The sequence below is a fragment of the Candidatus Symbiopectobacterium sp. NZEC135 genome (assembly GCF_025962695.1).
This window is the reverse complement of sequence record NZ_JAGFPF010001281.1, coordinates 1-623: the sequence shown is the minus strand read 5'-3', so window position 1 is coordinate 623 and position 623 is coordinate 1. Positions and strand designations below refer to the sequence as shown.

Annotated in this window: 1 pseudogene; it reads right to left on the bottom strand. The window is 58.1% G+C overall.

Going from position 1 to position 623, the window contains the following annotated elements:
• A pseudogene (locus J5224_RS33830) lies at window positions 1-623 on the bottom strand (glycine dehydrogenase (aminomethyl-transferring)); the annotation flags it as partial.

The following is a 623-nucleotide window of genomic DNA, read 5'->3' as shown; positions in this document are numbered from 1 at the left end:
CGTCATCCAGGCGTTTTACGCTCGGCCAGTTTTTATGCTCAGCCCCTGCCGGGAATACCGCCAGTTCGCGGCTGTAGGGATGTGACCACTCACCGACAATCTCCTGCTGGGTATGCGGCGCATTCACCAACGGGTTATCCTCCAGCGGCCATTCACCTTGTGCCACACGCTGAATTTCAGCACGGATCGCCAACATCGCATCAATAAAGCGATCCAGCTCGACCTGACTCTCAGATTCGGTCGGCTCTACCATCAGCGTTCCCGCCACCGGGAACGACATGGTCGGCGCGTGGAAGCCATAGTCAATCAAGCGCTTGGCGATATCCATTTCGCTGATACCGGTGCTCTCTTTCAGCGGGCGAATATCCAGAATGCACTCGTGCGCCACACGGCCATCACGGCCGGTGTACAGCACCGGATAGGCGTCCTTCAAACGCGTGGCAATGTAGTTGGCATTGAGGATCGCCACCTGACTGGCGCTCTTCAGCCCTTCAGCGCCCATCATGCGGATATACATCCAACTGATAGGCAGGATGGACGCGCTGCCAAAAGGTGCCGCGGATACCGCACCCTGCGTGGTGAGCAAGCCATCAATCTGCACCACCTGATGCCCTGGGACGAAC